Source organism: Arthrobacter ginsengisoli (assembly GCF_031456935.1).
Classification (GTDB): domain Bacteria; phylum Actinomycetota; class Actinomycetes; order Actinomycetales; family Micrococcaceae; genus Arthrobacter; species Arthrobacter ginsengisoli.
Genome location: NZ_JAVDVQ010000006.1, coordinates 108110 through 132738 on the forward strand (window position 1 = coordinate 108110; position 24629 = coordinate 132738).

The 24629-nt window shown below is 66.1% G+C and carries 23 protein-coding genes; 14 read left to right on the forward strand and 9 right to left on the reverse strand.

Annotation, left to right across the window (positions count from 1 at the left end; translation table 11 throughout):
* Window positions 1–13 precede the first annotated feature (13 nt).
* Window positions 14–892: a CHAD domain-containing protein gene (locus J2X01_RS09030; protein ID WP_310055907.1), complete on the reverse strand. Its 879-nt coding sequence runs from the start codon at window positions 890–892 to the stop codon at window positions 14–16.
* Between the two features lie 81 nt (window positions 893–973).
* On the opposite strand from J2X01_RS09030, the gene J2X01_RS09035 reads away from it, so the two are divergent.
* A complete protein-coding gene (locus J2X01_RS09035) occupies window positions 974–1309 on the forward strand; it encodes a hypothetical protein (RefSeq protein WP_310055910.1) in 336 nt (111 codons plus the stop codon).
* A 62-nt stretch (window positions 1310–1371) separates the two neighbouring features.
* Entirely contained in the window at window positions 1372–2133 is a 762-nt protein-coding gene (locus tag J2X01_RS09040; protein WP_310055913.1) for an SDR family oxidoreductase, read from the forward strand.
* Between the two features lie 18 nt (window positions 2134–2151).
* Here the strand turns inward: J2X01_RS09040 and J2X01_RS09045 are convergent, their stop codons facing one another.
* Window positions 2152–2550, reverse strand: a complete 399-nt coding sequence (locus J2X01_RS09045; protein WP_310055916.1) for a sterol carrier family protein — start codon at window positions 2548–2550, stop codon at window positions 2152–2154.
* Window positions 2551–2998: 448 nt separating this feature from the next.
* Between J2X01_RS09045 and J2X01_RS09050 the strand changes: the two genes are divergently transcribed.
* The 4 genes from J2X01_RS09050 (at window position 2999) to J2X01_RS09065 (ending at window position 8710) form a co-directional block, all read left to right on the forward strand.
* Window positions 2999–4279, forward strand: coding sequence for a glycosyltransferase (locus J2X01_RS09050; protein ID WP_310055920.1), 1281 nt, complete (start codon window positions 2999–3001; stop codon window positions 4277–4279).
* Window positions 4276–6138: a right-handed parallel beta-helix repeat-containing protein gene (locus J2X01_RS09055; protein ID WP_310055922.1), complete on the forward strand. Its 1863-nt coding sequence runs from the start codon at window positions 4276–4278 to the stop codon at window positions 6136–6138. Before J2X01_RS09050 ends, J2X01_RS09055 begins: the two co-directional genes overlap by 4 nt.
* The gene (locus J2X01_RS09060; RefSeq protein ID WP_310055926.1) at window positions 6135–7235 is read left to right on the forward strand and encodes a right-handed parallel beta-helix repeat-containing protein; all 1101 of its coding nucleotides are present in this window, start codon (window positions 6135–6137) and stop codon (window positions 7233–7235) included. The genes J2X01_RS09055 and J2X01_RS09060 overlap by 4 nt, the downstream gene beginning before the upstream one ends.
* 65 nt (window positions 7236–7300) lie before the next feature.
* Window positions 7301–8710 (forward strand): UDP-glucose dehydrogenase family protein, encoded by a 1410-nt coding sequence (locus J2X01_RS09065; RefSeq protein WP_310055928.1) that lies wholly within the window; start codon window positions 7301–7303, stop codon window positions 8708–8710.
* Window positions 8711–8737: 27 nt separating this feature from the next.
* On the opposite strand, the gene J2X01_RS09070 is transcribed toward J2X01_RS09065, so the two are convergent.
* The 3 genes from J2X01_RS09070 to J2X01_RS09080 form a co-directional block, all read right to left on the reverse strand.
* A complete protein-coding gene (locus J2X01_RS09070) occupies window positions 8738–9901 on the reverse strand; it encodes a right-handed parallel beta-helix repeat-containing protein (RefSeq protein ID WP_310055932.1) in 1164 nt (387 codons plus the stop codon).
* Between the two features lie 117 nt (window positions 9902–10018).
* The gene (locus tag J2X01_RS09075) at window positions 10019–11035 is read right to left on the reverse strand and encodes an asparaginase (protein WP_310055935.1); all 1017 of its coding nucleotides are present in this window, start codon (window positions 11033–11035) and stop codon (window positions 10019–10021) included.
* Window positions 11036–11071: 36 nt separating this feature from the next.
* A complete protein-coding gene (locus J2X01_RS09080; RefSeq protein WP_310055938.1) occupies window positions 11072–12724 on the reverse strand; it encodes a molybdopterin-dependent oxidoreductase in 1653 nt (550 codons plus the stop codon).
* A 417-nt stretch (window positions 12725–13141) separates the two neighbouring features.
* Here J2X01_RS09080 and J2X01_RS09085 point away from each other — a divergent pair, with 417 nt between their 5' ends.
* A complete protein-coding gene (locus J2X01_RS09085) occupies window positions 13142–13408 on the forward strand; it encodes a type II toxin-antitoxin system Phd/YefM family antitoxin (RefSeq protein WP_310055941.1) in 267 nt (88 codons plus the stop codon).
* Window positions 13405–13665, forward strand: coding sequence for a type II toxin-antitoxin system RelE family toxin (locus J2X01_RS09090; protein WP_310055944.1), 261 nt, complete (start codon window positions 13405–13407; stop codon window positions 13663–13665). The genes J2X01_RS09085 and J2X01_RS09090 overlap by 4 nt, the downstream gene beginning before the upstream one ends.
* A 34-nt stretch (window positions 13666–13699) precedes the next feature.
* Here the strand turns inward: J2X01_RS09090 and J2X01_RS09095 are convergent, their stop codons facing one another.
* Window positions 13700–13852 carry a hypothetical protein gene (locus tag J2X01_RS09095; RefSeq protein WP_310055947.1) on the reverse strand — a complete coding sequence of 51 codons (153 nt, stop codon included), beginning with the start codon at window positions 13850–13852 and terminating at the stop codon, window positions 13700–13702.
* Between the two features lie 179 nt (window positions 13853–14031).
* On the opposite strand from J2X01_RS09095, the gene J2X01_RS09100 reads away from it, so the two are divergent.
* Together J2X01_RS09100 and J2X01_RS09105 are read left to right on the forward strand one after the other, a co-directional pair.
* Window positions 14032–15978, forward strand: coding sequence for an MFS transporter (locus tag J2X01_RS09100; protein ID WP_310055950.1), 1947 nt, complete (start codon window positions 14032–14034; stop codon window positions 15976–15978).
* Window positions 15975–16547: a TetR/AcrR family transcriptional regulator gene (locus J2X01_RS09105; RefSeq protein ID WP_310055952.1), complete on the forward strand. Its 573-nt coding sequence runs from the start codon at window positions 15975–15977 to the stop codon at window positions 16545–16547. The genes J2X01_RS09100 and J2X01_RS09105 overlap by 4 nt, the downstream gene beginning before the upstream one ends.
* Before the next feature lie 132 nt (window positions 16548–16679).
* Here the strand turns inward: J2X01_RS09105 and J2X01_RS09110 are convergent, their stop codons facing one another.
* Window positions 16680–17009 carry a hypothetical protein gene (locus tag J2X01_RS09110; protein ID WP_310055955.1) on the reverse strand — a complete coding sequence of 110 codons (330 nt, stop codon included), beginning with the start codon at window positions 17007–17009 and terminating at the stop codon, window positions 16680–16682.
* 554 nt (window positions 17010–17563) lie between these two features.
* Between J2X01_RS09110 and purD the strand changes: the two genes are divergently transcribed.
* On the forward strand, window positions 17564–18874 hold the full coding sequence (gene purD, locus J2X01_RS09115; protein WP_310055959.1) for a phosphoribosylamine--glycine ligase: 1311 nt from the start codon (window positions 17564–17566) through the stop codon (window positions 18872–18874).
* A gap of 2 nt (window positions 18875–18876) precedes the next feature.
* Window positions 18877–19887, forward strand: a complete 1011-nt coding sequence (locus J2X01_RS09120) for a phosphoribosylaminoimidazolesuccinocarboxamide synthase (RefSeq protein WP_310055962.1) — start codon at window positions 18877–18879, stop codon at window positions 19885–19887.
* Here J2X01_RS09120 and J2X01_RS09125 read toward each other — a convergent pair.
* Window positions 19884–21152, reverse strand: a complete 1269-nt coding sequence (locus J2X01_RS09125) for a helix-turn-helix domain-containing protein (protein ID WP_310055965.1) — start codon at window positions 21150–21152, stop codon at window positions 19884–19886. The genes J2X01_RS09120 and J2X01_RS09125 overlap by 4 nt on opposite strands.
* A gap of 143 nt (window positions 21153–21295) precedes the next feature.
* On the opposite strand from J2X01_RS09125, the gene J2X01_RS09130 reads away from it, so the two are divergent.
* The gene (locus tag J2X01_RS09130) at window positions 21296–21538 is read left to right on the forward strand and encodes a hypothetical protein (protein WP_310055967.1); all 243 of its coding nucleotides are present in this window, start codon (window positions 21296–21298) and stop codon (window positions 21536–21538) included.
* A 111-nt stretch (window positions 21539–21649) separates the two neighbouring features.
* Window positions 21650–22048: a hypothetical protein gene (locus tag J2X01_RS09135; RefSeq protein ID WP_310055969.1), complete on the forward strand. Its 399-nt coding sequence runs from the start codon at window positions 21650–21652 to the stop codon at window positions 22046–22048.
* Here the strand turns inward: J2X01_RS09135 and J2X01_RS09140 are convergent.
* Complete coding sequence (locus tag J2X01_RS09140; RefSeq protein WP_310055972.1) at window positions 22029–24614, reverse strand: AAA family ATPase; 2586 nt, start codon at window positions 24612–24614, stop codon at window positions 22029–22031. The two genes, J2X01_RS09135 and J2X01_RS09140, sit on opposite strands and share 20 nt — an antisense overlap.
* Between the last annotated feature and the right edge of the window lie 15 nt (window positions 24615–24629).

The window sequence follows — 24629 nt, forward strand, 5'->3', positions numbered from 1 at the left end:
CAGCTGACGCGCATCAGGGTGTGGCGAACTTCCGCCACACCCTGAGGAAGTCCGCTTCCGCGTCGCTGGCCAGCTGTTCTTCCTTGGCGTGCAGCCGGCCGTAGGTGAAGCCGTTTTCGCCGCTGCGCAGCGAGCGTGCGCCGAGCTCCGAGAGCAGGGTCCTGGCCACTACGCTGTCCTGATGCTGCCCGAGGGACGTCTGGATTTTTCGGGCCGCTTTGGCCGTCCGCCGAACCTTCCTGGCGCCGCCGCCTCCGCCGAGCGACGCGGCCAGCTCGGCGGAATAGCGCAGCCGTTTCGCCGCCTTCCGGACCTCGTGCAGCCCTTCATCCCGGGCCGGCCGGTCCTCCTCAGCTGGCAGGCCTTCCACCGCGCGGCGCAGGCGCCTCTCGTCCCTGGCAACAAGCTTCCGGATGGTCTTCCGCGGCGGCCGGGACGCCTTCTCCGACAGGTTCCCGGCGTTGAGCCAGGACTCAAAGTTAGCCAGGAGTTGCGTGTACCGCTTGCTGTCCAGCGCGGCGACGGCACCCTTAAAGCCGGCGTCAGCGGCGGCGTCGAGCTCCTCATCGATCCGCGCCGGTGCCGGGCCGAGAACCAGCTCGTCAGGTTCGGCGGCCAGGAGTTCCCGGAGTCGGCTCTGCACTACGCGCGGGTCCCGGGCGGGCCCCAGCGTCCCGGAGAGCCAGCGGAGTTCGGAGCGGAGATCCTCTGCGGCACCGTTCTCGAACAGCTTCCGGCCGGAGGCCAGCAGGGAGCGGAGCCGGCGGGCCGCGACGCGCATCTTGTGGATCGGTTCGGCCTGATTTTTGCGGACCCCCGGGGCCTGAAGACGCAGTTCGGCGAACTGTTCAGCAAGGTAGGCCAGCAGGGCGTCTCCAGCGGTGGTTGCCATGCTTTACTGTGCTGCACCGGACTTCCCAGCGCAAGGCCCCGCGGTGCGCCTGCAGCCTCGAGCAGCGGTTACAGTGAGTCCATGAATCCAACCGGGGAGAAGGAATCCGGGCCGTCCCGTGGCGGCTGGCTGGCCCGGGTTGCGGTACCTTTGCTGGCCGGGGCCCTGCTGGCGGCGGGTATGGTCCTGCTGTCGTTGCCGGTGCGGCAGGAGAGTTTCGGCTGGTTTGCCTATGCCCCGCTGTCCCAGTCCTTCGCCGCCCCGGGCCTGCTGATCATGGACGCGGAGAAGTGGGCGGGCGTCGTGCTGCTTGCTGTTGGCCTGCTGACGTTCGCTTTCTGGTCGGGCTACCACACCGGGCGGCGCTCGAGCCGGGGCTCCCGCCGGAGCGGCACCGGCGGGCCTTCCGCCGGATGACACTTCGCCGCAATCTTGGCCCAACACTGTTCTGAGGCGGGATCTCGGCATACGCTGGCCGGATGACACGACAGCACCTGCCCGGCCGAGTAGCCGTAGTCACCGGCGCGGGCTCTGGGATCGGCAGAGCGGTCGCCCGGCTGATGCTCGCCGACGGGTACCGGGTGGTGCTCGCCGGCCGGCGGGAAGCCCCGCTGCAGGAGACCGGGGCCGGACATGCCCAGGCCTTCGCCGTTCCCTGCGATGTCAGTGTGCCCGACGACGTCGAACGGCTTTTCGCCGCCGCCCTCGAGCGCTGGGGACGCGTCGATGTGCTGTTCAACAACGCCGGTGTGTTCGGCCCGGCAGGCTCCGTGGACGAGATCAGCCTCGCGGACTGGGACGCCACGGTGGCCGTGAACCTGACCGGATCCATGCTGTGTGCCGCCGCCGCGGTCCGGGCCATGAAGACGCAGTCGCCGCAGGGCGGCAGAATCATCAACAACGGCTCGGTCGCCGCCCACTCACCCCGCCCCCGGACGGCCGCCTACACCGTCACCAAGCACGCCATGACCGGGCTGACCAAGAGCATCGAACTCGACGGACGCGGTTTCGGCATCACCTGCGGGCAGATCGACATCGGCAACACGGCCACGGGGCTGATGGACACAATCGGTGCCGGCTCCGGGGCCGTCCAGGCCGACGGCAGCCGCCTCGTGGAGCCAACCTTCCCGGTCGACGACGCCGCCCGGGCAGTGTTGCTGATGGCCGGGATGCCGCCCTCGGCCAGCGTCGGATCCCTCGTGATTACCGCCGCCGGGATGCCCTTCATCGGGCGGGGTTAGCCCCCGGGCGAGGCCCCGTCAGAGCGGCAGCAGGCCGGACAGGTCGGCGCGCAGGCCGGAGGCGGCCACCCGGCCGGACCCGACGGCGTCTGCCCAGCTCAACTGTCCGCTGACCATCGCCAGCCAGGTGGCGGCGTCGCACTCGATGACGTTCGGCGGAGTGCCGCGGGTATGCCGCGGGCCTTCAACGCACTGCGTGACGCCGAACGGCGGAACCCGGACCTCCACAGAATTTCCGGGTGCCCGGGCGGTGACCTCCTCCAGGGAGTAGCGGACCGCCGTCGCAAGCGTGGCGCGCGGGACCGCGGTGCCGGGCTGCTGGCTGGCGGAATCCGGGCCAGGGGCTTGGGCCGCCTGCCATGCCGCGAGTGCTGCCCGGCCCTCGTCGACCGCTATTCGGCGTCGTTGAACAGCCATTGACTTGCCTCCTGACTCGCGCCGCGCCGACGCAACTGGTCCGCTGCGGATGGCCGCCAACCGCAGCCTCTTTCCACCCTACGTCACCGAAGAATTCACGGTGTGTTGAGACTTCTTGACAATTTTTCCGCTATCTCGGCCGTGAAATCGAGTAGTCCTCCGCTAGGTGCGTCCAAGTAATTCCCCGGGAAAATACAAGTACGATCGTCCGCTATTCACGTAGGCAAATCCCTAGCGAGCCGAGCCGCAGCAAGCCCATGCTCGAAGTGTGCCAAGCCGGAGAAACGGCAGCAAACGGACGGCGCGGAAGAGTCCAAGGGGCGGATCGTCGTGCGCGGCACAGGATATCTGGCCGGAAGAAACGGCAGTCAAATGCATCCGAACACCATTGGGGGTCATTAGCTTTTAGCGTCCCTTTTCTCTTGCGCAGCACAGTGAAGGTCCGATGATGCGTTCTTTGAATATCCCGCAGAATCAAACCCAAACAACATTCGACTGGTCCAGCCTCAGCGATTTCTACACCCAGGCAACACCGTATTTTCCGGTGGCAATCGCCGGGGCCATTGTCTGGGGCCTGTGGCTGTACCGCTTCATTCTCTCCCACCGGGCTCGCCCGTATGTGACTGATTTCGAGGCCACCACCTCGGTGATCGTCCCCTCATTCCATGAGGATCCCGACATCCTGATGAGCGCGCTGGAATCCTGGCGGCAACAGCGGCCCACCGAGATCATCATCGTGCTCGACGTCGAGGATCTCGAGGCGTACCGACGGATTGTCGCCCTGGGGGACAAGACGATCCGGCCGGTACTGTTCCATCACGTGGGCAAGCGGTCAGCGCTTGGAGCCGGGGTGCGGCTCGCGCAGTACGACATCTTGGTGCTCACGGACTCGGACACCTGGTGGATGCCGGGCCTGCTCCGGAATGTCCAGATGCCATTTGCGGACCCCATGGTGGGCGCCGTGGGCACGCACCAGAACGTTTACCAGCGGGACACAAGCATCTGGCGGCGGTTGGCGGACTGGATGGTCGATCTGCGGTACCTGGACTATGTGCCGGCGATGGGCAAAGCCGGGGCGGTGCCATGCATCTCGGGGCGTACCGCCGTCTACCGCCGGGACGCCGTTGTGCTGGTTCTGGACAATTTGGAAAATGAGTACTTCATGGGCCGCCGCTGCATCTCCGGCGACGACGGACGCCTGACCTGGCTGGTGCTGGCCTCCGGGTACAAGACGGTCCACCAGTCCACCGCGCGGGCGCTGTCGATGTTTCCCTCGAGCTTCGGAGCTTTCGTCAAGCAGCGTGTCCGCTGGAGCCGGAACTCGTACCGGTGCTACCTGACGGCGATCGCCATGGGTTGGCTGTGGCGTGTCCCGTTCATCACCAAGGTGACAGTGCTGCAGATCCTGCTGACCCCGGTGACCATGGGGCTGACCGTCTTCTACCTTGTCTTCAACCGGCTGGACCCCACTCCGCTGGGTTTCACGGCCGCGGCCTGCTGGCTGTTGCTGGGCCGGGGGATCCGCGGTATCTCCCATTTGCGCCGTGAGCCGAAGGACATCCTGATCCTTCCGGTTATGGCCCTGATCGTGATCCTCGTTGCCCTGCCCATCAAGGTCTATGCCTTTGCGACGATGAACAAGCAGGGCTGGCTGACCCGGCACGCGGACCAGACCGGCGGCGACGGCCAGGATGCCAAGACCGTGACGCCGGGGGCGGTCCCGTCATGAGACCCACCAGGCAGGGCCTGCTGGTCGTCCTTGCCGCCGTGCTGCTCGCGGGGTCAGGCACGCTCATTCTCCAGGCCGACAGGCTGTGGAACCAGCGGCCGCCGGATCCGGTCGGCCGGAACGAGATTGCCGCCAACGGCAACGTCCAGGGAGACATCTACCCGGGGGATCCGGTCCTGGAGGCGCAGCTCGTCGAGCGGGAGGACGAACGGCTCATCTACGTCCGGGCCGTCGCCTCGGCGGCCCGGTGGCGGGTGGAGGGGCTGTCCGGCGCCTACCGCCTGCGCACCGGCTCCGGCTACACGCTGGTCCTGCCGGCACGGCCCGAACCATACACCGTGGCCGATCTCGCGATGCTCACGCCCATGGCCTTCACCCGGCAGGGGGACGCCTCCTATCTCCTGTCCGAGAGTATTGTCGTCCTCCCCGGGGCCAACCTGTCCCTGCTCGCGCCGGACGGCCCGGAGGGGCTCGACATCCGGCTAGAGAGTACACCGGAGAACTTCGTTTCCATCGTCACCCTGGGCGGCTCCCTCACCGTGGCCGGTTCGGAGACGGCGGACGTTCGCCTCACCAGCTGGGACAGCGCCGAGCAGGCCGTTGACACGCGAACCGCCGACGGCCGAGCCTATGTCCGTATCCTGGGCGGGCATGCCTCCCTGGCCCGTGCCAACATTTCCAACCTGGGGTTCTGGAGCGGCAACACCGGAGGACTTTCACTGACCGGAACGGACGACGTCGCGGCCTTCCAAAGCGGTCCGCCCGCCGCGGAGCAGGCCGCAGAGTCAGCCGCCGGGGCAGCGCGCGTGCTGCCCGAGGAAGCGCTGGCCGCCTGGGCCGCCCGGACGGCGCAGGACTACAGCGTGGTGACTGCCGGCATCGACGATGTCACCGTCGACGGCAACGCGTTCGGCCTGTTCGTCTCCAACGCCCGGGACATCGTGATTGAGGACTCGGCCATCAGCGGAAGCCTCGTGGACGGCCTGGTCCTGCACCGTGCCGTCACGGACGCGCAGATCACCCGGACCCGCTCATCGGACAACGCGGTGGACGGCTTCTCGGTTGCCAGTTCCGCCACCCGCGTCCTGCTGGAGGGAGTGACGGCGGAGCGCAACGGCCGCAACGGCATTTCGCTCGACGGCCGGCCCCTCGCGGACGGGCCCAACGCCGTCGGGACGGCAGTAAAGGCCTATGGCGGCAACCGGGTGGCCGAAAGCACCGTGTCGGGCAATGCCCGGTACGGGATTGAGCTCAGCGGGGGCAGCAATCTGGCCATCGAGAGCAACCTGTTTGCCGGCAACGAGGTGGGAGTGGTGGTCAACCACGGCGCCGGCGGTGTGGGCATCAGCCGCAACAATTTCACGAACCAGCGGCTCCAGGCTGTAGCGGTCCGGGACGCCGGTGCCTCGGCTGCTGTGTACGGGAACACCATCAGCGGCGGGGATACCGGGATCTATGTCCGGAACGCGAAAGCGGACATCACCTCGAATGACCTGGTGGCGGTGTCAAACCATGGCATCACTCTGGTGGGGGACGTGGGCGGCACCGTCATCGCGGGCAATACCGTGGCCGGCGAGGGCAGCACGGCCATCCGGGCCGAGGAGTCCAGCGGTGCAGCCATTTTCGGGAACAACCTTTTGGGCTGGGCACCGGCCTACACCGTGGACAAGGCGGTCGGCTCCGTCTTCCAGCCGCTCAGCCTGGTCTGGATCGTGCTCGGCAGCCTGCTGCTGGTCACCGCCGTGGTCCGGAGGAAACGGACGGCGCTGATCCAGAGCCCCTATGCGGAACGTGTACCGCTGACCACTCTCAGCAAGGGATTCGCGGTCCCCGAAGACCTCGCCGGACAGCGGCGATGAGACCGCTGCAGGCTCCGGTCCGCCTGCTGGCCCTTGCCATGCTGACGGTTCTGGTGATCGGGGCAGTGGTCTGGCTCGCCGTCAACGCCGGCTCCGGCGGCGGTGAGGGCGGGCCCGGCGCCGGCGTCGGAACCGTGCCGCCGGGGCCGACGGAGGCCACAGCGCCGCCGGGCAGTGCTCCGCCGGGCACTGCGCCGGCAGCCGGCGGCGACTGCCCGCCGGCCACGGTCACCGTGGCCAGTGCAGCGGAACTGCAGGCGGCCCTCGCCAGCCCGGGGCCCGGAACGGTGATCAGGCTCAGCGAAGGCATCTATACGGGCAACTTCACCGCCACCGGGGATGGGGCCGAGGGCCGGCCGGTAACCCTCTGCGGCACCGGCGGCAGCATCCTCGACGGCGGCCAACTCGATGACGGCTACGTCCTTCACCTGGACCAGGCGTCGCACTGGGTGCTCCAGGGCTTCGCCGTGCGCAACGGACAAAAGGGCGTGATGGTCGACGAATCGACGCACAGCGTGCTGCGTGGCCTCACTGTCAGCAATACCGGTGATGAGGCCATCCATTTGCGCAGGTTCAGCACCGACAACATGGTGCTGGGAAATGCGATCAGCGACACCGGGCTGCGGAAAACGAAATTCGGCGAAGGGATTTATATCGGGACGGCGGAAAGCAACTGGTGCGATATCAGCGGCTGCCTGCCGGACCAGAGCGACCGCAACGTGGTCGCGGGAAATGACATCTCCGGCACGTCCGCGGAGTCCGTGGACATCAAGGAAGGAACATCCGGTGGCACCCTTCGTGACAACCGCTTCGACGGGTCCAGCATCGTCGGGGCCGACTCCTGGGTGGACGTGAAAGGCAATGATTGGATGATTGAGAACAATTCCGGGCGGAACTCGCCGCGGGACGGGTTTCAGACCCACGAAATTGTTGATGGCTGGGGAACCGGAAACGTGTTCCGGAACAACTCGGCCGAGCTGAATGGTCCGGGCTTCGGCTACTCGCTGACACCGGTGCTCGGCAACGTCGTCGAATGCAGCAACAGAGCCTCTCAAACGGGGAAGGGCGTCTCCAACGAGCCCTGCAGGACCGTCTAGAGGAAACGGCCGGGCGCGATTCACCGGCCACCCGCTCAGGTGCTTCCCATAGGAGAGAGAAACCAATGTGCGCCCTTCCGTCGTCCCCGATGCCCGCTCCGAGGATCACCGTCGTCGGCACCGGGTACCTCGGCGCGACGCACGCCATCTGCATGGCCATCATGGGCTTCGAGGTGCTCGGTGCCGACATCGACCCGAACAAGATCGAGCTGCTGCGGGACGGCCGGGTCCCGTTCTTCGAGCCCGGACTGCCGGAGAAGCTTGGCCAGGCACTGGCCTCCGGCCGACTGCGCTTCACGACCGACTTCGACGAGGTGGCGCACTTCGGGGACGTCCACTTCCTCTGCGTTGGCACCCCGCAGGCGGCAGGGTCCGGAGCCGCGGACCTGGGCTACGTCGAAGCAGCCTTCACCACCCTGGCGGCGCGCATTGCGCGCAGGGCCCTGCTCGTCGGCAAGTCCACCGTTCCGATCGGCACGGCCGCCCGGCTTACCCGCATGATCAGGGAGATTTCGCCGATCGGTTCCGAACTGGAGCTCGCGTGGAACCCCGAATTCCTTCGCGAGGGATTTGCCGTGCAGGACACCCTGCATCCGGACCGGCTGGTCTTCGGGGTCGAGTCCGAGTGGGCGGAATCCCAGCTTCGGGCGGTGTACGCCCCGATCCTCGGCACCGGCACCCCGTTGATCGTGGCGGACCTGGCCACCTCGGAACTGGTCAAGGTGGCGGCAAATTCCTTCCTGGCCACGAAGATCTCCTTTATCAACGCCATGGCCGAAGTCTGCGAAGCCACCGGCGCCGATGTGAGCCTGCTGGCCCAGGCACTGAGCCTTGACGACCGCATCGGCCGGCGGTTCCTCCAACCCGGCCTGGGATTCGGCGGCGGCTGCCTGCCCAAGGACATTCGGGCCTTCCGCCACCGCGCCGAGGAGCTGGGCGTGGGCCAGGCCGTCAGCTTCCTGGGCGAGGTGGATGCGATCAACAACCGCCGGCGCGTCCGCACGGTGGACCTGATCCGGGAACTCGCCGGCGGGAACCTCGCCGGCGTGCGGGTGGCGGCCCTCGGGGCGGCTTTCAAGCCGAACTCCGACGATGTGCGTGATGCCCCGGCGCTCGACGTGGCCCGGCTCCTGTACCTGGAGGGCGCGGTCGTGACCGTCTACGACCCCGAAGCCAATGCCAACGCCCACCGGCTCTACCCGGACCTCAACTATGCCGGTTCGATGGCGGAAGCCGTGGCCCAGGCTGATGTGGTGGCGCTGCTCACCGAATGGGAGGAGTTCCGGCAAGCTGACCCGGACTACCTCGCCGGGCTGGTCCGCCAGCGCCTCATCGTCGACGGACGGCATGCCCTCGATGCCAGCGACTACACCTCGAAAGGCTGGGAATACCGTGCCCTGGGCCACCCCTACCAGGCGCGGACGGTGCCGCTCCTGGAGGACGCACGAGACAGCGCCGCCGGCGATCCGGCCTGATCCGCCGTCCCCGGCCGCCGGCCGCGGTCAGGGCGTACACGGGACATTGGCCAGTCCGCGGCCCGCAGCGCTGGACTGGCACCGGACGGAGTTGCCCAGGCCCCCGGACTGGATCCAGACTTCGTAACCCGGCACGCCGCCCAGCACGGTATTGCCGGCGAAGACGTTGTCCCGGCCCCAGCCGTCCAGGACGTTGTGGACCTGCAGGGCGTCGAGCTTGGTTGTTGACCCGGAGTTGCCGGTCACGGTGTAGCCGTTGCCCTTGACGTCCACCCAGGAGTCGGCGGAGTTGTCGCCGGAGAGTCCCGCCTCGGAAAAGCTGTTTCCGGTGATCCTGCCGCCGGCGGTGCCTTCCTTGATGTCGATCCCCTCAGCGGAGGTGCGGGAGATGCGGTTGTTGCTGATCAGGACCCGGTCCGAACGGTCGGGGGTCGTGCCGGACCCCATCACCGTGTCCCAGTTGCTTTTGGCGCTGCCCACGTAGATGCCCTCCCCGAAGCCGGGCTGGGCCAGGCCGGTGTCGTGGATTTCGGAGTCCTGGATGGTGCAGTCGGTGCTGTTGGTGCGGAAGTGCACCGCCTCGCTGCCGATTTCACCGACGTCGAGCCGGTTCAGGACGGTGTGCGCGGATCCGTCCAGGACGATTCCCTTGGCGGACTTCGCAACGGACAGTCCCGCTACGTTCCAGTAGCTGCCGGTGATGTGCAGCCCGTAGCCGGATGTGAGGGATCCGGAGCTGAGCACAGCCGCGCGGGAGCCGGTCAGGGTGATGGGGGCCGCCTCGGTGCCGGTCGCAGCGGCCACGAACTTGCCGGTGTAGGCGCCGTCCTTGACCTGGATGGTCTGCCCCGGCTCTGCGGCCGCGAGGGCTGCGGCCAACCCGGCGGAGGTGGACACGGTCACGACGGCGGCCGGCATGGATGCTGCGGGCGGCGGGGGCGGCGCCGGCGGCGGGGGCGGCGGGGGCGTAGTGGGTGACGGCGCAGCGTCCGGCGCGGTGGCGGCGCCGGACGGGCCGGTTCCCTCGGCCGGCGTCGGGGGCTGCTGGGACTGGGCGGGGGCTGTCCGGGCGGCGGGCAGCGCGGCCGGGGAATCTCCGGACGAAGGCACCGTGGCGAGCACCACCAGCGTCAGGCCGGCGGCCAGCAGCGGCCAGAGCCGCGGCGCCCGGGGCGGGCCGGCAATCACCATGCTGCTCCCTTCGGTAGCAGGGGCCCGGACGTGTCAGCCGGAGTGCGACGTCGGTCTATCCAGACTGCCCGAGCCGCCGGCAGTAGTCCAGCAGACAGTCCGCGGACGTCCGCGCCGTCAGTCGAGCAGCGCCGAGACGGCGTGGCCGAGGCGGATTTTGCCCACCGGCCGGCCGCCGCCGAGCACGGGGGTGACGACTTTGTCCAGCACACTGGCCACTTCCGGGATGTCGACGGCGCCGGCGGCCGCCAGCAGGGTCAGCCCGACGAGCGTGGTGGCCCGGATGTTGCCGTCGAGGACCTTGATGGCGACGGAGGCGCCCGTGGGGGTGGCCATCACCAGCACGCCCTCGGCGCCGATCTTGGCGAGGATGCCCAGGTCGTCCATGACGATCGTGTTGCACTCGCCCTTGCCCTGCACCGCCCACGGGTAGTCCAGCATCGAGGTGGTGATCGTGGCGGCGCGGGCGTTGGAGTTCTTGTCCCCGGGGGCCTTGGCCAATTTGGAGAAGGCCCGGGCCAGTCCCGTCAGGGAGACCGCAGCCACGGGGGCGCCGCAGCCGTCGATGCCCAGGTGGGCGATGCTTTCGCCGGAGTACTCCTCGATCACGGACCGGATCCGCTGCTGCAGCGGGTGGTTGGGCTCGAGGTAGCTGTGGGTGTCCCAGCCGTTCTCGGTGCAGGCCCAGAGAAATGCGGCGTGCTTTCCGGAGCAGTTGAAGGCGAGCTTGGTTTTGCCCCGCTCGGAGCGCACCAGCCAGTTCCGCGCGGTCTCGTCCTCGGGCCAGGCCGCCGGGCACTGGAGCTGCTCCTCCGTGACGCCGGCCGCTTTGAGCATCCCCGCGACGACGTCCATGTGGTCCAGCGAGCCGACGTGGCTGCCGCAGGCAATTGCTGCCTGCGCGCCGCGCAGGGGGACGCCGGCTTGCATGGCGGCGAGGGCCTGCAGCGGCTTGAGCGTGGACCTGGCGTAGATCGGGGTGGTGACGTCGCCCAGTTCGGTGACAACGCTGCCGTCCCCGGCGATCAGGAGGGCGGAGCCGATGTGCCGGGACTCCACAAAGCCGCTGCGTTCAACGACGGCCAGTTCGACGGCGGACTCGACGGTGAAGGTGGCATGCGAATTGAGGGGCATGCAGCAATTCTAAGGTGTCCGGTGGGGATACCCCGGTTATTCCACGGTCACCATCATTGACTGCCAGCCCGAGGCGCCGTCGGGCACCGGGTCCGCACGCCGGTCGGTCTGGACCTCGCCGGTGCCGTCCGTGGCGCGGGCCTTGATGTAGTGCGGGCCCGGCGTGGCCTCCCAGTCGAAGGACCACTGCCGCCAGGTGATGAGGGAGGCTTCGTCGGAGAGTACCGCCGCGGTCCAGGGCCCGTTGTCGATCTGCACCTCAACTTTGGTGATGCCGCGGGTCTGGGCCCAGGCGGTGCCGCCGATCGCGACCCGCCCGGCCGGGACCTTGGCGAAGGATTTCGGGACTTCCACCCGGGCCATCGTCTTGATCGGGCCGCGCTCGGACCAGCCGCGCTGCGTCCAGTAGGCCTTGCTGTCCGCGAAACGGGTGACCTCGAGGTCCACGACCCATTTCGTGGCGGACACGAACCCGTACAGGCCGGGGACCACCATGCGCACCGGGTACCCGTGTTCCAGCGGCAGGGCCTCGCCGTTCATGCCGATCGCCAGCATCGCGTCGCGGTCGTCCTGGAGGACCTCGAGCGGGGTCGAGGCGCTGAAGCCGTCGATCGAGGTGGAGAGCACCATGTCCGCGCCGTCCTGGGGTCCGGCCATCTGGAGCACGTCGCGGATGGGCATGCCCAGCCATTTGGCGTTGCCGGCCAGGTTTCCGCCGACGGGGTTGGACACGCAGGTCAGTGCGACGTGGGATTCGATCAGCTTCGCGTCGACCAGGTCCTGGAACGTGAGCCGGACCTCGCGCTCGACCATGCCGTGGACGCGCAGCTCCCAGTCCTGGACATTGATTTCGGGCACGCTCAGGGCGGTGTCAATGCGGTAGAAGTCGTTGTTGGGCGTCAGCCACGGCGTGACCCCCGGGGCACCGGACTGCACTCCGGCGGGGACCCTCGGGGCCGGTTTCGCCGGCATCGGGAGCTGCAGGGCGTCGCGGGCCTGGGCCACGTTGCTGCGGGCCGCGCTGAGCAGGCGTCCGCCGGTCGCGGCGATGACTGAGGCCGCGGCGGTGACGCCGCTCGCAGCGAAAAAGGCGCGGCGGCTGGTGGCGGGACGGTCCGGGTCCGGGGTGGCCAGGTCCGAGTCCGGACCGGGCCACGGCTGGCTCCGCCGCAGTCTCGTGACCAGGAAGCGGAGCGCGATGAGCCCGGCCGCGGTGCCGCTCAGCGAGGGAATCGCATCCAGCGGCTTCACCCCGGCCCGGGTCACCACGCTCGCCACGATCACGGCCCCCATCAGCAGCACACCTGCGACGCCGAGGACCCACTTGCGGTACGCCACGACGCCCAGGACGCAGGCGAGCAGCACGATGGTGACGGCCATGCCGACGAACAGCGCCAGCTTGTCGTTGGTGCCGAAGGTGGCGATCGCGAAATCCTTCATCCACGACGGCGTGAAGTCGATGAAGGTCGAGCCGAGGGCGATCACCGGCGTCGCCCGCGCTGTGAAGAACGCGCCGACCAGTTCGGTGGCGGACAGGACGACGGCGGCCGCCACCACGCCGGCCAGCGCGGCAAGGGCGGTGGTACCGGCCGGCTGCTGGGCGCCGGTGTCTGCGCCGGGCTGCGTGCGGGCGGGCTTCCCCGGAGTGATTTCTTCCGGGCGGGGCGTCTGCGTGCTGGGCTTCTCCATGTCTGGTCTTCGTTGCGGCGCGGCCCCCGGATGGCCTCCCCGGGGGGACATGCCCTCCGCTGGGGTGGAGGGTTGGACATGGTGGCACTATGTCCCGTGGCCGCGGCAGGGGCTGGGCATGTCCCGTGGCGGCGGGGGCTGGCTTGGGGGGACATGCCCTCCGCTGGGGTGGAGGGTTGGACATGGTGGCAGTATGTCCTGTGGCCGCGGCAAGGGCTGGGCATGTGCCGGGGTGGAGGGTTGGGCCGAGGCCGAGTTCGTACGCCGCGCCCGCGATACCGGCCTGCTCATCCGCCCGCGGTACGCGAAGAACACCACCGACGTTATGGTCGGCTACGCCGTGAAATACCCATTATCGGCGTTTCCGCGCTTTTCGCGCTTATGTACATTTCAGCGCAAAACGTCTAAAGTTTGGTCATGAGTGAGATGACTGTGACTGACGCGCGGAAGCGGTTGTCTGAGGCAGTCGATACCGCGCGGGTGAGCCATGAACCGGTGTACCTGCTGCGCCGGGGTCGCCGCGTGGCGGCACTGATCGATGCCGAGGATCTCGCCACCCTGATCGAGGCCGCCGAGGATCTGGCGGACCTCCGCGCCGCGAACGCGGCGCGGACCGAAATGGAGGACACCGGCGAGGGTCCGGTGCCGTGGGAGGAAGTCAAGGCGGAACTGGGCCTGGTGTGAGTTATGCCGTGCAGGTCGCGCCGGCCGCCCTCCGGCAGTTGCGCAAGCTCCCGCCTGACGCCCGACGGCGGATCCAGGCCGCCATCGAACTACTGGCAGAGTCTCCGCGCCCGCCGGGGGCAATGAAGCTCTCCGGAAGCAGCGGCGAATGGCGTGTCCGAACGGGCGATTACCGGATCATCTACGAGATCCGGGACGCGCAGCTGATCGTCCTGGTGGTCGCCCTGGGCCACCGTCGGGACATCTACCAGCACTAGTAAGTAATAGACGACCCCGGCGCGTCAGGTGCTGTCAGGCTGCCTTGGACCAGCCGGCGAGGGCGCGGTTCACAGCATCATGGTCCAGAGAGTCCGGGTCGTACGGTTCTTCGGTACCCTCGACGTCGGCGACCCACTCTGGTCGAGCCAAAGGTCCAACAAAGGTCACGGATACGGTGGCCTCCATGCCACTTGCAGAATCCGGAGTGGACATCATCACGCTCGCCGGTCGGTGACACAACTATCACTTGAAAGGGCTTGCTGGCGTGGAGCGAATGATGGTTCACTCCTAGGGGTAAACGCATGTTCACAACGGTCGCTAACCCGCCCCACAGCTGAAAGCCGGAGATGCCGCGTTCCATAGCCATGACACCAGGACGGCCGTCCGCCTCCGCCATCACCGCAGTTCTGGCGCTCAGCGGCACCTTGGTTGCCCTGATGCAAACCCTGGTGGTTCCGCTGCTGCCGGATTTCCCCGGGATCCTGGGCGTAACGGCCGATGACGCTTCCTGGCTGGTGACGTCCACCTTGCTCGCCAGCGCCATTGCAACGCCCATCGTCTCCCGCAGCGCGGACATGTACGGCAAACGCAAGATGATGGTGGTGTGCCTGGCCATCATGGTGGCAGGTTCGGTGCTGGCGGCTGTGGGCGGTTCGTTCGTGTGGCTGATCATCGGGCGGACGCTCCAGGGCGTTGCCTCAGCCCTGATTCCGGTGGGCATCAGCATCATGCGCGATGAGCTGCCTAAGGAGAAGATGGGATCGGCGGTGGCATTGATGAGCGCCACCCTGGGCATCGGCAGTGCCATGGGTCTGCCTCTCGCTGGAGTCCTGTACGAAAGCCTGGGATGGGCCTCGATATTTTGGGTTTCCGCAGCCGCCGGCACGCTGCTGCTCGTTGCCGTGGTGCTGGTGGTCCCTGAGTCCAAGATCCGCACGCCGGGCCGCTTCGACTTTGCAGGCGCGCTGGTGTTGTCCGCGGCGTTGGCTGCCCTGTTGCTGGCCATCTCCAAAGGAGGCTCCTGGGGCTGGGGTTCGGAACCAGTGCTGCTTCTTTTCCTCAGCGCTGCGATACTGCTGGCCGTATGGGTCCCCTATGAGCTCAAGGTCAGCCAGCCGATGGTTGACCTGCGGACCTCGGCCCGCCGCCCCGTGCTGATGACCAACCTGGCGTCGCTGCTCATCGGCTTCGCCATGTTCGCCAACATGCTCCTGACCACCCAGCAGCTGCAGCTGCCCGCCTCCACCGGCTACGGTTTCGAGCTGAGCGTGATCACTGCCGGCCTGTGCATGGTCCCGTCCGGGCTCGCCATGGTGTTGTTCGCCCCCATTTCCGGGCGCATCATCCGGGTTTTCGGCGGGAAGACTGCTCTGATGACCGGGGCATCCGTCATGATTGTGGGCTACGTGGGCCGCGTCTTCTTCTACGACTCAATAATGTGGGTGATCATCGGTTCAACGGTGGTGAGCGTGGGCACAGCCATTGCATACGCGTCCATGCCGACACTGATCATGGGCGCGGTACCCATCACCGAAACTGCCTCCGCCAACGGGCTGAACAGCCTGGTCCGCTCCATCGGCACGTCGACATCGAGCGCCGCGGTGGCCGCTGTCCTCACTTCCGTCACCATCACGATCGGGGCCGAGAGCCTGCCGGCCTTCGAAGCCTTCGCCGATGTCTTCTGGATGGCCGCCCTGGCGGCGGCCGCTTCGATGCTGGCCGCGGTTTTCATCCCACGAGCCCCTGCCATCCAACGCCCGCCCTCGGCCGCCGCCGGCGAGCTCGTGGTTCAAGGACGCGTCCTGACCCCCGACCACCGCCCCCTCACTCCCGCCGTCGTCACCGTCCTCCACACCGGCGGCGAGCCGGTGGACTGGAGCCGCGTGGACACAGAGGGAAACTACTCCGTGGCCCTCCCCGGCGCGGGCAAATACCTCATGGTGGCCAACGCAGCCGGTTGGACGCCCACGGCCGAAGTCTTCGAGTTCGACGGCCGCACTCTGGAGCACAACTTCCTGCTGCAGGACCGGCTGACGATCCGCGGCACAATACGCGCGGGCGGCAAAACCATCGCCGGCGCGGCAGTGACCCTGCTGGAAGCCGGCGGCGGCCACGTTGCCACCACGCGGACGGACGACGACGGGGCGTATGCCTTCCCGCTGCCCCCCGCAGGCCGCTACGTCGTCACCATGCTTCATCCCTTGACGGAGCAAGCGATGGCGCAGAAGCTCGCGGTCGACAACGCCTCCGTCACCCTGGACCTCGCCGCGCCGCCTGCTGGCGCAAACTCCGATGAGCCGGTGGGAGCGTGAGCAGCCCGAGCCACGAAGCAATCCTCCGCTCGGCTTCCTACCTCTTCGGGGAACGCGGATACCGCGCGGTAACCGTGCGGGACATTGCAGCTAAGGCGGGCGTTTCGGCAGCTTTGGTCATAAAACAGTTTCGTTCCAAGGAAAAACTCTTTGCCGCCGTGCAGCCGGACGAGTCGACGCTCGCCGAACTGGACCTCCCGACGTCAGAGCTCGGCAGAGCCCTGGTGTTCCGCGTGCTGATGCGCCGCGAACGCGGGCTGCAGGAACCCTGGGCCACCATCCCGTTCGCGGTGCTGGAAGCGCCCAGCCCGGACGCTGCCCGGGCAGACATACGTGAGCGCTACCTAGCTGCCATCGCCGGCCTTATCGGAGACCGCTCGGCCGACCGCCGCTTCGCATCCACAGTGATCACACTGATGATCGGCTTCGGCGAGAGCATCCGCACCCTGGGCCTGTACGACGGCTGGAATTTTGACGACCTGGCGTCGCATTACGGAGCAGTCGTGCAGACCCAGATCGACGCCTGCATGGCGGCGACGTTAGCCTTGCAGCGTTCCCGCGTGGAGTGAGGATTTGAGAGGCGGACAAGATTGCATCAGACGAGTTATCACCTTATGGCCTGACGTAGCGGCCGCTATCGGTGCCTTGGAAGTCCCATGAAGCAGGGGAGGATGCGGCACTTGGGGGATTGCTGTTGTGGATCAGGCCGCCTGAGGAGTCACGACTTCCAAAGGGGCGGCATTGTCGGGGGCGAGGATGCTCAGCCTGTAGTCGGACTGGAGCGGATCGACACGGGCAGGCAGATGGTGGGACCGCGAGCAGGTCCGGAGTTCTTCCAACGCGTCGGGCTCGATCCGGGCCAGGGTCATATCGAGCTCCAGGGTCATGCCCGCAGTGAGCGAGTTGGCGCGCTTCATCACGTCGTACAGGCCGCGGACGCTCTTGGAAGTGACATGGCCCTGCGCGGAAACCTGGGCCGTTGCGCACTCGAGGTCCACCCGGACCAGTACTCGAAGCTTGTCTGTCGTCACGAAGTCTCTCCGCTCTAAGTCGGGTGCCACGACGCTGTGGCGCCCCGGACAACCATAGACTAAATGTGATCCAAGCAACACCTGCCGGTGTTGGTTTTGTGCCGCGACCCCGGATGTGGCCAGCCTGCCCCGATCCTTCTCCTCACACTGACCGGGATGCGGATCGGACAGCGTGCTTCTAAGCGGGGCCGGGACGGACAGTCGACTCCCTCGACCCTGATGCGACCACATCCTTCGACTGTCATAACGGCCGCTACCGGCCTATTGAAACGGATTCACGGACTTTGGTAGAAACAGACTTCCCCAGCCGGCTGCGAATGTTGGCGCCTGATCGAGGATGCTCCGGCGGCCGGCGTGCGTGCCGGGCTGGAAGTCCGGTCCGTTTGCGATAAATACCGGTTGGGCCCGTGCCATGGCGCGGGGACATGCCCTCCGCCGGGGTGGAGGGGTGGACATGGTGGCACCATGTCCTGTGGCCGCGGCAGGGGCTGGGCATGTCCCGTGGTGGTCACAGCTTAGGAGCCTGCCGGGTCCACAAAGTACCCTTGGGAACTGTGAAGGTACTAGTAATTGGCCCCGGCGGCCGCGAACACGCCATTGTCCGATCCCTGCTTGCTGACCCGAACGTGTCCGAGGTCCACGCGGCGCCGGGCAACGCCGGCATCGGCAAACTGGTCCCGACACACGCCATCGACGCGAATGATCCCGACGCCGTCGCGGCCCTGGCCACCAAGCTGGCCGTTGACCTCGTGGTTGTTGGCCCCGAGGCGCCGCTTGCCGCCGGGGTGTCCGACGCCGTCCGCGCCGCCGGCATCCCCGTGTTCGGCCCGAGCAAGGCCGCGGCCCAGCTCGAGGCCTCCAAGGCCTTCGCCAAGGAAGTCATGGCCGAGGCCGGTGTCCCCACGGCCATGGCCCGCGTGGCCGCCACCGCCGAGGAAGCCTCCGACGCGCTCGACACCTTCGGTGCCCCCTACGTGGTCAAGGACGACGGACTCGCCGCCGGCAAGGGCGTGGTTGTCACCAACAACCGGGACGAGGCGCTGGCGCACGCGCAGAGCTGCTTCGATGCCGGCGGCACGGTCGTGATCGAGGAATTCCTCGACGGGCCCGAGGTGTCCGTGTTTGTCCTCTGCGACGGCCGCAACACCGTGGCGCTCTCCCCGGCGCAGGACTTCAAACGGATCTTCGACAACGACGAGGGCCCCAACACCGGCGGCATGGGTGCCTACACGCCGCTGGAATGGGCACCCGAAGGCCTCGTCCAGGAAGTCCTCGACCGTGTCGCCCAGCCCACGGTCAACCAGATGGCGCACCGCGGCACCCCGTTTGTCGGTGTGCTGTTCGTCGGACTGGCGCTGACCTCCCGCGGCACCCGCGTGATCGAATTCAACGTCCGCTTCGGCGACCCGGAGACCCAGGCCGTCCTCGCCCGCCTCAAGACCCCCCTCGGCGGGCTGCTGATGGCGGCTGCCAAGGGCGAACTGGACAAGGTCCAGCCGCTGCGCTGGTCCAGGGAGACCGCGGTCGCCGTCGTCGTCGCCGCCGAAAACTATCCGGACACGCCGCGGACCGGCGACCGGATCCGCGGGCTCAAGAAAGTTGAGTCGATCGAGGGCGTCCACGTGATCCACGCCGGCACCAAGCTCGACGACGAAGGCAAGGTTGTCTCCGCCGGCGGCCGTGTCCTCGCCGTGGTGGCGCTGGGCACCGACCTCGTCGAGGCCCGGGAACGGGCCTACGACGGCGTCGAACTCGTCCAGCTGGACGGCGGCCAGTTCCGCACCGACATCGGGGGCAAGGCGGCCCGCGGCGAGATCAAGGTGAAGACGCCCGGCGCCCCCGCCGCCACGAAAGCGAAGGCCTGAGCATGCGCACCCCTGATTCCTCCGTGCCGGAAACCCCGGACGCCGCTGGACCGGCCGCGTCCGCGCCGAAGGCCGGCCTGGACACCGCGACGCTGGACCTTCCCGGCTGGACGCACATCTACTCCGGGAAAGTCCGTGACCTGTATGTCCCGGCGGACCCGTCGATCACCGAGCGCATCGGCCAGGAGTGTGTCCTCGTCGTCGCCAGCGACCGGATCAGCGCCTACGACCATGTCCTCGCCAGTGAGATCCCGGACAAGGGCCGCATCCTGACCCAGCTGAGCCTGTGGTGGTTCGAGCAGCTTGGCGTGGAGCACCACGTGCTGGCGTCCACAATAGAGGCCGGCGTGCCCGCGGCCGTCGCGGGCCGGGCAATGATCTGCAAGAAGCTGGATATGTTCCCGGTCGAATGCATCGCCCGCGGCTACCTCACCGGCTCCGGGCTCCTCGAGTACCGGCAGTCCGGCACCGTCTGCAGCATCCCCCTGCCGGACGGCCTCGTGGACGGGTCCCGGCTTCAGGAGGCCATCTTCACCCCCTCCGCGAAAGCCGAAGTGGGCGAGCACGACGAGAACATCACCTACGGCGCCGTCGTGGAGACCGTCGGCGAGGACATCGCCTCCCGGCTGCGCGAGCTCACCCTGGCGATCTACACCAGGGCCGAGGAGATCGCGCGCGGCCGCGGCATCATCCTCGCCGACACCAAGGTGGAATTCGGCTTCGACGCCGCCACCGGCGTCATCACGCTCGGGGATGAGGTGCTCACGCCGGATTCTTCACGGTTCTGGGACGCCTCCACCTACGAGCCGGGCAAGTCCCAGCCCTCCTATGACAAGCAGTACGTCCGCGACTGGCTGACCTCGGCCGAATCCGGCTGGGACAAGTCCTCGGACCTGCCGCCGCCGGCGCTGCCGGCCGACGTCGTCGCCCGCACCCGCAGCCGCTACGTGGAGGCCTACGAGAAACTCACCGGGCGCCCGTTCGGCCCGGTCTCCGCGGAGCAGACCGCTTAGGGGCCGGTTGAGGCGGCTGCCTGCGCGCGGCGCTGCGCCAGCCGGATTTCCAGCACGGCGTCCATTGACTGCTGGACCCGGTCCGAGGCGCCGGCCGCGCTGAATTCCCGCTGCGCTTCCTCCAGGTAGACGAGGGCCTCGTCGGATTCGCCGGCGGCCTTGAGCGCCTTGCCGAGCAGCAGGGCCACCTCGCCGGCGACGTGTTTGGCGAGGGCGTCCTTTTCGGCGTGGATCTCGCGCAGTTTCTGGATTGCGGCGACGATGTCGCCGGTGAGGTAGAGCCAGCGCGCGCGGATGAACGCCACCTCGAGCTGGTCCGTCTTGTTGCCCCCCACAATGGAGAGCGCCAGTTCGGCACGTTCGATCGAGGTCAGCGTCTCGGGCTCGACGATCCCGGAGGACAACCGGACGGCGGCCGAGGCTTTGTTAAACCGGGCCCAGAGGTCAATGTCGTTCGCGGGGGAGAGCAGCTGCGCCGCCCGCTCGTGGTACTTGATGCCCTCCTGGTAGTCGTGGCGCATGAAAGCGACGTTGCCGATCACCCAGGCGACCTCGCCGGCGAGCTGGGTCATCGAATGGTCATCCATCTGCGCGTTCATGTCCTGACAGTACTTCCAGGCCTCATCGAGCCGGCCGCTTTCGGCCAGCGCACCGATCAGGGCGCGCAGCGCGCCAATAATCAGGGTGGATCCCTTGGGCAGTTCGGCGCAGAGCCGCACTGCTTCCTGCGCATGCCCGACGGCGATAGCCAGCTGGCCCTGGCCATGGCACACGGCCGCGAGCATCTGTCTGGCACGAACCCCCAGGCCCGCCGACTCGGCGGCCATCGGGTGGTCCAGCAGGCGCTGCACCAGCTCCTGGCATTCCTTTAGCTGTCCCTGCTTCATCAGGCACTCCGCCTGCATGTAGCTCATGTTCCACCAGGCGCTGGTGTTCTTAGCCTCCAGGGCGATCTGGGCCGCAGCCCGCGCGTGGCTCGCCGCCAGCTGGTAATCCCGCAGGTCCCAGGCCTGGCGGGCGTAGAGGCCAGCCAGCACGTATTCGGCGTCGCTCACGGACACCGGCTGGCTCCATGCTTCCAGGGCCTTGGGGGCGAGTTCCAGCCGCCGCGCCAGCTCCTCAATCACATCCGCGGTTGGCTCGCGGCGTCCAGTTTCCAACAGTGAGATGTAGCTGGGCGAGTACAGGTCGCGGCCAAGTTCCGCCTGCGTAAGGCCGCGTTCCAGCCGTTCTGCTCGGAGTTTTTCCCCGAATCCGTTCCCCACGGAAGCCTCCTAATTCCGGACAGTCTTTGTACTAAATGCTTGACAGTCTCTGTGGAAGCCATTTTACAATGTATGTCAACAAGGGCTCTGCTGGCTTTGTAAAGTGTCCGACTCGTGTTTCCGACTCGTATTGAGGAACCCACATGATCAAGAAGATTGCAGCTTCTGTCGCCTTGGCCGGGGCGCTGGCCCTTTCCGCGGCGGCTCCCGCAGTCCTGTCTGTACATGCCATTGGTAACTGGCCGGATCCCATGGGCGCCACACTGGCGATCGGCAACTGGCCGGATCCCATGAGTTCCAACCAGGGAAGCCTCTCGGCCATTGGGAACTGGCCGGACCCGATGACGTACTCCACCAACATCGGCAACTGGCCGGATCCGATGTAAACGAAGCGGGCGCAAAGAAAGAGGACCTTCCAGCTGGAAGGTCCTCTTTCTTTATTGGTCGAGGTCCTTGCAGGTTACTCCAAGCAGGGCCTCCACAAAATGGATCAGCTCATGACGATCGCGGCTTGGATAGAGCGAATGGATGCTGGCCACATCAAGCCGCGCCCATCGCTATCTCCTCCAAAGACTCAGCGTTACCGCATCACCGATCGCTTCACGGTTGACGAGCTGGCCGAGCTTGTTGCCCGATACCAAGCCGGCGAGATGAGTACGACATTGGCTCGCGAAAACGGCATCGCGAAGTCAACCTTCCTTCGCCTCCTGGCCGAACATGGTGTGGGTGCTAGGCATCGTGGCTTGACGCCCGCCAAAGAGGAAGAGATTCTCCGCCTCCGGGGGCAGGGCATGATCATTCGGAAGATCGCCAAACAGGTTGGTTGCAGCTACGACACGGCCCGTATCTTCTTGCTAGGCGAGAAGGAACCTTGGCCTAGTTCTGCACATAGGTGACGAGGCGCTTATGCCAGCCATCGATGCGGGCGAGCTCCACCTCCATCTCATCAACAGTTGGTGCAACGAAATTAACTTCCTCGCTCTTGTCGTGGCGTGGGGCCCACTTGGAAACCTGACTGTATGCGCTCTGAAACTCGTCGTTATCCGCGGTAGTGATCTGCGCCAAGAGCTTGACCATCTTGGGGCGGACTTCAGTAGTTCCTCGATCAACAACTTTGCCAACGATGTCGTTTCGTACGATTCGTTCCCATGTTTCGGAGAGAAGGCCCGCCCAGAGTTGTACGCGATTCTCGTACTCTTCTGGCGTCATATCCTTTGCATCCTTCTTGAGCCTAGCCAAGTCTGTACGCAGGTCACCGATCCGCTTTTTCGCATCCTTTGCCTTCCAGGGATGTGTCTCCAGTACGCGACCAGGAACACGTGCATTGTCCTTGGCGATTGACCGCTCCTGTAGAGCTACCCCTGCTTCATCTGCAGCCCGGATGAGATCCCCTAGGAAAGTAAGGTCGTGGGTAAAGACAATGACTTGACGCTTCGAGGCTAGTGCGGCGATTCGCCGAGATACCTTCTCGCGCCGTCCATGGTCTAGTGAGTTGATGGGGTCGTCGAGGACAAGCGCAGACTCTGACTCATCGAAGTTAATCTCAGTGAAGAGGCCAGCGAGACCGAGTGCAGTCTGCTCACCCTCACTGAGCACGTCTCGAACAGTCTTAGTAGCGAGCGTGGCACCGAGCAAAGCCGGTTTATGACGAAGCTTTCCCTTGCCTCCGCCCTTATCGTCTAGCTTGACGTGTTCGAGACCCAGCCGGTCTGACTCGCGTGAGAACCGATCATTGACGACCTCGTTCACGTGCGTACGAGTCAGGGCAATCGACTGCTTGGTGATCGGCTGAGTCGAGATGGCATTCCGGATTGCCGTGATGTCCCGAGCCGTTCTTCGACGCTCTACATCCTTTTTCAGGGCCCCAGCGTGCTCGGCAAGGTCGATCTTATCCTTCAACTGCAGCTTGGCATGTGTCGCTGCTTTCAGTTGGGTCGCGAATGCCGTTTCGTCGACCTTTGCTGCACGTTCACGAACTGTGATCGCCTCCGCACGGAGGGCGCCCGAATCTACTGCGGCGAGTGCAACTGGTTGTTCCTCGGACTCACCACGAAGACGCTCGCCAATGCGCTTCTTTGCATCTGCGGCGGTATCGAGTGCTGCCCTAAGTTCGGAGGCAAGTTTAGGACTCTCTGCCTCCACGAAGGCCAAAGCGTTGGTGGTTTCTACGGTCACAACCTCAAGCTGCTTCAAGGCATCGACACTACGTTTCGCCAGGCCTTCGGCAGACTTGGCCTTCTTGGCGGTGTCATCATGCACGAACGCCTTGAAGCGGCCCAGCCTGTTAGCTGCGTCCGCTCCCAACTCCTGCTGACAGAGGGGGCACCTAGCATCGGTTTCGGTATGCGGGAAGTCATGGTCCGGGTACACCTCTGCTTGTGAGTATGCCTCAGCAGCCTCCCAAAGCGCTCGCCACGTTTCCGTGCCCACGCCGTCTAGTGGTTCTTCCGTGAAACTAGTCTTCGACGCCAAGTCTGCGGCCATGCGAAGCGATCGCGACGTGCTGAGCTTTTGCTCAATGTCCTGGCAAGCTTTCGGGCTGAGCAAGCCCTCTAGTGAGTCAAAGTGCTGTGCGAGGCTGTCTAGTCCTTTAGCCCCGTTAGCGAGGCGCGTCTTCTCCTTAGCCGGGTTGGTGGATAGTAGTCGCGCCTCGTTTTGTACGAGCGTAGCGAGTTCGGTCTCCGCATCGTCGGGCAGTTTTGTGGCTTCGTCGATCTGGTCATCAGTAGTGTCTGGACTGACAGAGGCTGCGAATAGCCCTGCGTTCGTCGAAGCTTGCAGTCCTGGAACTGCATACTTCGCCGTGTCGACTTTTCCAAGTTCGCAATCGACTGCCGCTCGAAGTGCGTCGGTTGCTGTAATGAGTTTGTCGAACAGGGTCAGTGCTGGTGGACGGTAGCTCAGCTCGGTGTCGTTAACAAGATAATGATCACCACAAGGCTCGTCGTGGAAGTGAACTTGCCGCAGTTCTGGATCTACATCGTCGGGCCATGCCAGCGAACGGTCTTGGCCGTTGACACGATAGGTGATTACAGCGGCTTGCTTTTTCGGTGCGCCAGGATTGAACGCGTTGGGTAGTATCTCGTCGCGATGCCTCGCCCCCACAACGTCCTTGACTAGGCGGGCATATCCAGACTTTCCGCTGCCATTATCACCGTAGATGACCGTGAGCCCTGTGCTGCCGAAGTTGAGGGTTCCTCCGTCGGCAAGAGCGTTGACGTTCAATAGCCCGCTCACACTCGTCAGCTCTACACGGGAGCCGGTGCTGGCTGAAGTTGGAAGATCCTTCACGACAAACGGCGCGGGAACTTGCAGCTCCTTTTTCCCCACGAGGTCCGATGCGAGCGACTCTACGAAGGCATCATCGACATCGTGGCCAGCAAGCAACTGGCCTGTAAGTACCTTCATCCAGCCAGATCGTGAGTTGAGCCAAGATACGATTTCTTCTTCAATTGCCGGCATTTATTTCCCCCAAGT